The 6,897-nt window shown below is 58.9% G+C and carries 6 protein-coding genes; all 6 read left to right on the plus strand.

Going from position 1 to position 6,897, the window contains the following annotated elements:
* The first annotated feature begins 266 nt into the window (after nt 1-266).
* Nucleotides 267-1,160, plus strand: a complete 894-nt coding sequence (locus WCA53_RS34615) for a LysR family transcriptional regulator (protein WP_423922952.1) — start codon at nt 267-269, stop codon at nt 1,158-1,160.
* Nucleotides 1,161-1,500: 340 nt separating this feature from the next.
* Entirely contained in the window at nt 1,501-2,433 is a 933-nt protein-coding gene (locus tag WCA53_RS34620) for an HPP family protein (protein ID WP_423922955.1), read from the plus strand.
* Nucleotides 2,434-2,531: 98 nt separating this feature from the next.
* Nucleotides 2,532-3,128, plus strand: coding sequence for a redoxin domain-containing protein (locus tag WCA53_RS34625; RefSeq protein WP_423922960.1), 597 nt, complete (start codon nt 2,532-2,534; stop codon nt 3,126-3,128).
* A gap of 273 nt (nt 3,129-3,401) precedes the next feature.
* Complete coding sequence (locus WCA53_RS34630) at nt 3,402-4,829, plus strand: cytochrome P450 (RefSeq protein ID WP_423922965.1); 1,428 nt, start codon at nt 3,402-3,404, stop codon at nt 4,827-4,829.
* A 335-nt stretch (nt 4,830-5,164) separates the two neighbouring features.
* Entirely contained in the window at nt 5,165-6,409 is a 1,245-nt protein-coding gene (locus tag WCA53_RS34635; protein ID WP_423922968.1) for a branched-chain amino acid ABC transporter substrate-binding protein, read from the plus strand.
* 95 nt (nt 6,410-6,504) lie between these two features.
* Nucleotides 6,505-6,897: ABC transporter permease subunit (locus WCA53_RS34640; protein WP_423922971.1), on the plus strand; the 393-nt coding region annotated here is incomplete at its 3' end.

Consider the following 6,897-nt stretch of genomic DNA (forward strand, 5'->3'; position numbering starts at 1 on the left):
GGCAGGAAAGCCGCCAAAGTCGCCATTCAGCAAGCGCAGGTGGTCCAGCAGGCGGCCAGGCAGTCCTTTAGCGAACGGCCCAAAGTCATTGCCGATGATCGCCCAATCCTGCTCCGTACCCTCGCGCATATGGCGGAACGCGGCGCACTGTTCATTGTGTTCCATGGAACTACTCCTTCTCGCTAATTGGAGGCTTCATTATCGGGAGGAGGGCGATATAAAATCCAATAACCGGAAAGTCAAGATCCATAACTCGAAGGAATGGCATGCTTGATGGCGACCTTGCATATTTCCTGACCATCGCGAGTACCGGTACGCTGGCGCGCGCCGCCGAACAACTGGGCATTTCCCAGCCGGCCGTGACCAAGGCCGTACAGCGGCTGGAGCGCAAGGTGGGCGTAACCTTGGTCGAGCGCACCGCGCGCGGCTCGGTATTGACCGAGGCGGGCAAGATATTCCATACGCGGGTATTGAGCGTGTCCCTGCAACTCGATAGCGCGCTGCAGGAAGCGCGCGATATGGGTGGAGGACACGCGGGCCTGCTACGCATTGGTGCGACGCCGGCCACCACGAGTTTCGCGCTGCGCTCGCTGTTCCCAACGCTGCTGGTCGAGCGGCCCGCCGCACGCGTCAATGTGACGACAGCGTTTAGCGACACGCTATTGGACGCCATCGACAAGCGTGAAGTGGAGGTGGCTGTATGCCCGTTGCCCGAGACCTTGGACGCATCCATGGCCAAGGAGGTGCTGTATGACGGTCACTACAGCTTGATGGTTAGCACCGGGCACCCTCTGGCCAAGCGCGAATCGGTCACGCTAGGCGATCTGGTGGACTGCGCATGGGCCGCGTCCAGTCGACAGGAATTTGCCCGTGTGCAGATCGAGCAAGCCTTTGCAAAACAGGGCTACCCGCGTATGCGCGTCGTAGTCGAGGCCAATAGTCTGGCCGCGTTGATCCTTATCGTTTCCACTACGCAACTGGTTAGCCTTATCGACGCGCGCAGCTTCAACCCTGGCTTTCTACCGCTCAACATTGCTGTGCGCCCGATCCAGTTTGACGGCCTGCTCCGTCAGGTCGGACTGATACGCAGGGCCGGCTACCTATCCCCGATAGCGCAACGCGCCCAGGAAATCTTGCGCAACGCAGCCCGGGAGTTGTAAGCCTTTTATCGTTGTTTCTCGTGCTTACGCGCTTCGGCAGGACGCCGCTCGGCCAACCGAAACCGTAGTCGAAGATCGGTGCATTTTTCCAAGGATGGCGTGCAGTTATAGGGAATATTCGCACCAAGCCAATCTGTCTACCATGGGGATCACTTCGGCCGATAAGGCTTATTCCCCCGACGAGCAAGTCCGTGAGCGGCGATCAATGCGCGAGGCCCCGTGCTGGGCAAGCTGCGGGTCATGCACGCTGGCTGGCGCGCCAGTTCCCGCTTAACCTGCCGCCCGGGCTGTGCACAACATATAGGTCCGTTACATGAGAACCGCTCAATCTCGCCACGTTATGTCAGCCGTGCTTATTTCGCTCTGCTTCATGGGCGGGATCGCTGGAGCCGCTTCGGCGTCCGGCATTGCTTTGCTTCTTTTTCCCGAATTAGCCGCACTGTCCTACGACGTATTCCTGCGGCCGCGCGGCACTTGGGCCCGTGCGCCGTGGATGCTCGCGCTCTCTCCGGCAGCGACCGCCGTGCTGGGTGTACTCGTCACTCGTTATCTGCCGTATTCCGCTGCATCCATTGCAATCTGCATCGTGGGCGCATTCGTCATTCTCAAGTTGATGCGCTCGCCTATCGTGCCGGCCATTTCGGCTTGCTTTCTCGCGCTCGCGCTCGGCGAGAAAAGCTGGCTGTATCCGCTTGCGATCCTGCTCGGCACGGGTGCGCTTGCCATCCTGTCCTCGGCATACCGGAGGTTCAACGACCAAGCAGCCGCACATGCCGCGCCGAGCGCCGCCGATCGGGTCGACGACGAAATCGAATCGCTGCCCGAGCGGTTCCTGTGGGTGCCGTTCTTCGCGGTGTTTCTTGGCGCCACCCACCTGCTGTCGATGGCGACCGGAATGCGAATGGTGTTTTTCCCGCCACTCATCGTTATTGCGTTCGAAATGTTCGCGCATGCAGACGTCTGCCCCTGGGCCCAGCGGCCGGTACTGTTGCCGGCGGTATGCACGCTCGCGGCGGCGGCCGGCGTCGCTGCGCTGGCGACATGGGGTCCAGGGGTTACCTCAACGGTGCTGGCCATGCTGTTCGGCGTCGTCATGCTGCGCGCGACTCGTCTGCATGCAATCCCCGCACTTGCCATAGGGCTCCTGCCGCAAGTCATGACGGGCGCCGACTGGCATTTCCCGCTCGCGGTCGGCATAGGCAGCACGCTCTTGACAGCGAGTTTCCTGCTCTTCGAGAAATCGTCGCTAGCCGGACGCCCGCTCGCGCAATGACGGGGTCTCCGATGAAGCCGCCTTATCGTTTCCGCCGCATAACGGCGCTATGATTTACGGGTAGCGCACCGATCAACAATCGAGGAGGAGAACTTCATATGCGACCCGACATGATTCCAGGGGCCACCTTCCCCGACTATGAGCTGTCCGACCACACCGGCAAACATCGGAAGCTCTCAGAGCTGCAAGGACCGCATCCGATGGTTCTGGTCCTGAGCCGCGGAGGTTTCTGCCCCAAGGACCGTCGCCAGCACGAAGGGCTTGTTCAATTGCATCGTGAGCTCGAGGTCGGCTATTGCCGGCTGGTCACGATCAGTACCGACAACATCACCGAGACCAATGAATTGCGCAGCGGAATGGGCGCGCACTGGCCTTTCCTGTCGGACCCGCGGCGTACCGTGCAGAAGGACCTCGACATCGCGGAATACACCGACCCGGGCCACAATCCGATGATCCCTCACACGATCGTCCTTGAACCCGGTCTTGTCATCTATAAGATCTACAACGGCTACTGGTTCTTCGGCCGCCCCACTATGGAAGAACTGCGCCAGGACCTGCGTACTTTGACGAAGAAATGCCGGTCGGACTGGGACATCACGACGTCCGAACTCAAGGCGGCATGGCAACAAGGCCGAAAGGAACTCTTCTACCCGTACGGAAGGACCTACGCCCAAACGATCGGTGAACAGGATTAGCAGCGCGATTGCGCTAAGCGCCGAGACAGGTGCGGCGGAGCGTGTCGCCGAGCGGTTTAGTCCCATGGCCGATTACCGCCTTCGGCCGGTCTGCCCAGAGCGAGCCGTCCACGCCGCTCAGCGAAGATTTCCGAGCGGTTGCTCTTAGTGAAGTAATCGCCGAAAAACGCATTCGACCTCCGCTCACTTGAGGCGGCTGACCCATGGTCTATGCTCATTGGAGGGGCGCTCCTCGTGCCCGCAGAATTCCCGCACTAAGACGCGGAGGGGGAAATGGCGGACGTTCGGTCGGACATCAGCGAAAACCTGCGGACGGTCGCGGATTTGCCGTGCCCGCAAGGCTTGCCCGGGTTAGGGAATTTCTTTCAGTTAGCGCCGGCCAAACTGCATCTGACGTTAGAGCAATGGGCGGCGAAGCTGGGGTCGCCATTCAGGGTCCAGCTCGGCACCATTCCAATGACAGTCTGGACGCAGACAGAGCTCTTCCAGACGGTCATGCGAGAACGCCCTAACCGGTATCGACGCTTTGCACCGATCGAGTCGGTTTTGGCGGAGCTGGGTGGCAATGGGCTATTTTCTGCTGAAGGCGCCGCATGGGAGCCTCAGCGTCGGCTTGTTATGCAGGCGCTATCGATTTCCAACATAAAGAGCTTCTATCCAACACTTGCCGCAATCACGGAACGTCTTCGCGTTCGACTGCAGCGCGCCGCGTCCGAGGGGCGAACAGTGGAGATGACGGAGGAACTCAAGCGCTACACGGTGGACGTGACGAGCGCCCTTGCATTCGGGGAAGACCCTCACACCCTTGAACAACAGCACGATGTCATCCAGGAACACCTTGAGCTCATTCCACCCGCACTTATGCGTCGCGTGGTTGCACTGTTCCCGTACTGGCGCTACGTCAAGCTACCTCGGGATCACCGGTTGGATCAGGCAATGGTGGAGGTACATCGGTACATCCGTAAAATGATTGAACGTGCGAGCGACCGTATGCGAGGGATGCCTGGCGCGTCGCCACACAACTTGCTTGAGGCGATGCTTCTCGCACGAGAGCAGCCCGACTCGACCGTGACTGACGAACAGATCGTTGCCAACGTCCTCACCCTGCTCGTTGCCGGAGAGGACACGACGGCCAATTCCATTGCATGGGCTGTCATGTACCTTGCTGCAGATACCGATTTGCAGTTGCGAATGTTCGAGCATTCACGAGAGGTTCTCGGTCAGTCGACAGTTTGCCCAAGCTACGATGCACTAAAGCATCTTGACCTGTGCGAGGGCGTTAGCAACGAGGCGCTAAGGCTACGACCCGTCGCCGCGATACAGACGTTTGAGCCACTGATGGACGTGTGCCTGGGAGGCGTCGCGGTGCCGGCCGGTACGCGGATGCTCTTTCTCACGCGCCCCGCCATGATGGACCCCCGGAATTTTGCGCATCCAGAGTCGTTCAATCCTGATCGATGGAAACACCCCCATGATCCATCAGATGGAGCACACGAGCTCCGGGCTTATCTGACATTTGGTGCAGGACCGCGAGTCTGTCCGGGACGTTATCTGGCCAATGTGGAAATGAGGCTCGTTATTTCGATGCTGACGGCACACTTTAAAGTTGCATTGGCGGTCGACCCGGCGACGATCAAGGAGGTTTCCGCCTTCACAATGGTGCCAAGCGAAATGCCCGTAAAACTTCAAGCCCGTGCGTGACTTCAATTTCTCGCCAGCCGCTCCGCGATAGGTGTTTTCCCGGCCAACACCCGCATAGCCGACCCTCTACGCGTTTGCCCCGTTGACATACTCCGAACGGCCGTGCGAAATTGCGTTTGCATACTGTGCACAATAGATAAGCACGTCGCATCGGCGCATCGGTGGAGTGGCAGGGCATGCAGGAATCAAAGTCAGCAGTGCAATTCGATTAGCGGCGCCATGATTTGTCTGGCCGTTTAGCATTGCTCGTCAGTTATAGAAACCATGCATCTTTGCATGTAGTTAGCTATACGTAGTGGTTTGCCTAGATTATAAAAAATCATCGGAGACACTAAATGAAAAACCTGCGTTCTGCTTTCACTCGCGCGACTGTTTGCATTGTGCTGTCTTCGGGTGTCGCATCGGCAGAAACAGTGAAGATCGCGTTTATTGACCCGTTGTCCGGCCTGATGGGTTCGCTAGGGAGCAACCAACTCAAGAGCTGGCAATATGTTGCTGAGGTGGCGAATCAGCAAGACTGGAGCGGCGGACAGAAACTAGAGGTGGTCGGTTTCGACAACAAGTTATCGCCCCAGGAAAGCCTCACCCTTCTCAACGAGGCGGCCGATCAGGGAATCCGCTATATCGCGCAGGGCAATGGTTCTTCGGTCGGCTTGGCGCTCGAGGACGCGGTGTCCAAATACAACGCGCGAAATCCCGGCAAGGAAATCATCTACCTCAACTATGCCGCGGTAGATCCGGCCATGACCAATAGCAAGTGCGACTATTGGCACTTTCGCTTCGATGCCAACGCCGACATGAAGATGGAGGCGTTGACCACCTTTCTCGCCAGGGATCCGAACGTCAAGAAGGTCTACCTGATCAATCAGGATTATTCCTTCGGCCATGATGTATCGAGCACCGCGCGGGAATACCTCAAGCGCAAGCGTCCTGACATAGAGATCGTGGGCGACGATTTTCACCCGTTGGCACAGGTCAAGGATTTCTCGCCCTATGCCAGTAAGATCAAGGCTTCCGGCGCCGATACCATTATCACGGGTAACTGGGGCAGCGACCTGGCGCTGCTGATCAAGGCCGGAAAGGACGCTGGCGTGACCGCCAATTACTACACCTATTACGCATCCACGACCGGCGTGCCGACCGCCATGGGTTCGGCGGGTGCCGGGCGCGTCAGGTATGTCGGTTATCTTGGCCCGAACACCAAAGGCAATCCTCGCCAAGCCGATCAGATATTCGACGGCTTCAAGAAGAAATACGACGATGACTTCTACGTGATGGCAGCCTATACAGGCATCGCCATGCTGAGCCAGGCATTCAAGGAAACGAAATCGACTGATCCGGTCAAGGTGGCCAAGGCGCTCGAAGGCATGAAGGTCGAAAGCCTGAATGGCATCGTGGAAATGCGCGCCTCGGATCACCAGGCGCAACAGCCCCTTGTGATCGCGACCTGGGTCAAGGTGGATGGCAAGGACGTCAAGTATGACCAGGAAAAGACCGGCTACGGCTGGCGGACCGATACTGTCATGGACGCTGCTGCGTCTGCCCAGCCGACCACTTGCCAGATGAAGCGCCCGAACTAGCCCGGGATTGCCCTTGGCTGATGACGAACTTGCGATCGGCCGAGGCGTCCACCGCCGTGGGTGCCCGTTGACGCCACAAGGAAGGAACAGTGTCCGTGGAATTCTTCGTTGTCTCCTCGCTGAACGGCATCAGCTACGGGCTGCTGCTGTTCTTGCTGTCGTCGGGACTCACGCTGATCTTCAGCATGATGGGCGTGCTCAACTTCGCGCACGCGAGCTTCTACATGCTGGGTGCCTATCTGGCGTACGCCATTGCCAGCAAGATCGGCTTCTGGCCGGCGCTTGTTTTCGCCCCGATGCTGCTGGTGCTCGTCGGGGCGTTGGTGGAACGCTTCGGTTTGCGCACCGTGCACAAGTACGGGCACGTGGCCGAACTCCTGTTCACCTTCGGCCTTGCCTACCTGATCGAAGAGGGCCTCAAGCTCGCCTGGGGACAGGCCGCCGTGCCCTACCGTATCCCTCCCGAACTGGACGGTCCGCTGTTCCAT

The organism is Caballeronia sp. (genome assembly GCF_049581465.1).
In the GTDB taxonomy this organism is placed as follows: domain Bacteria; phylum Pseudomonadota; class Gammaproteobacteria; order Burkholderiales; family Burkholderiaceae; genus Caballeronia.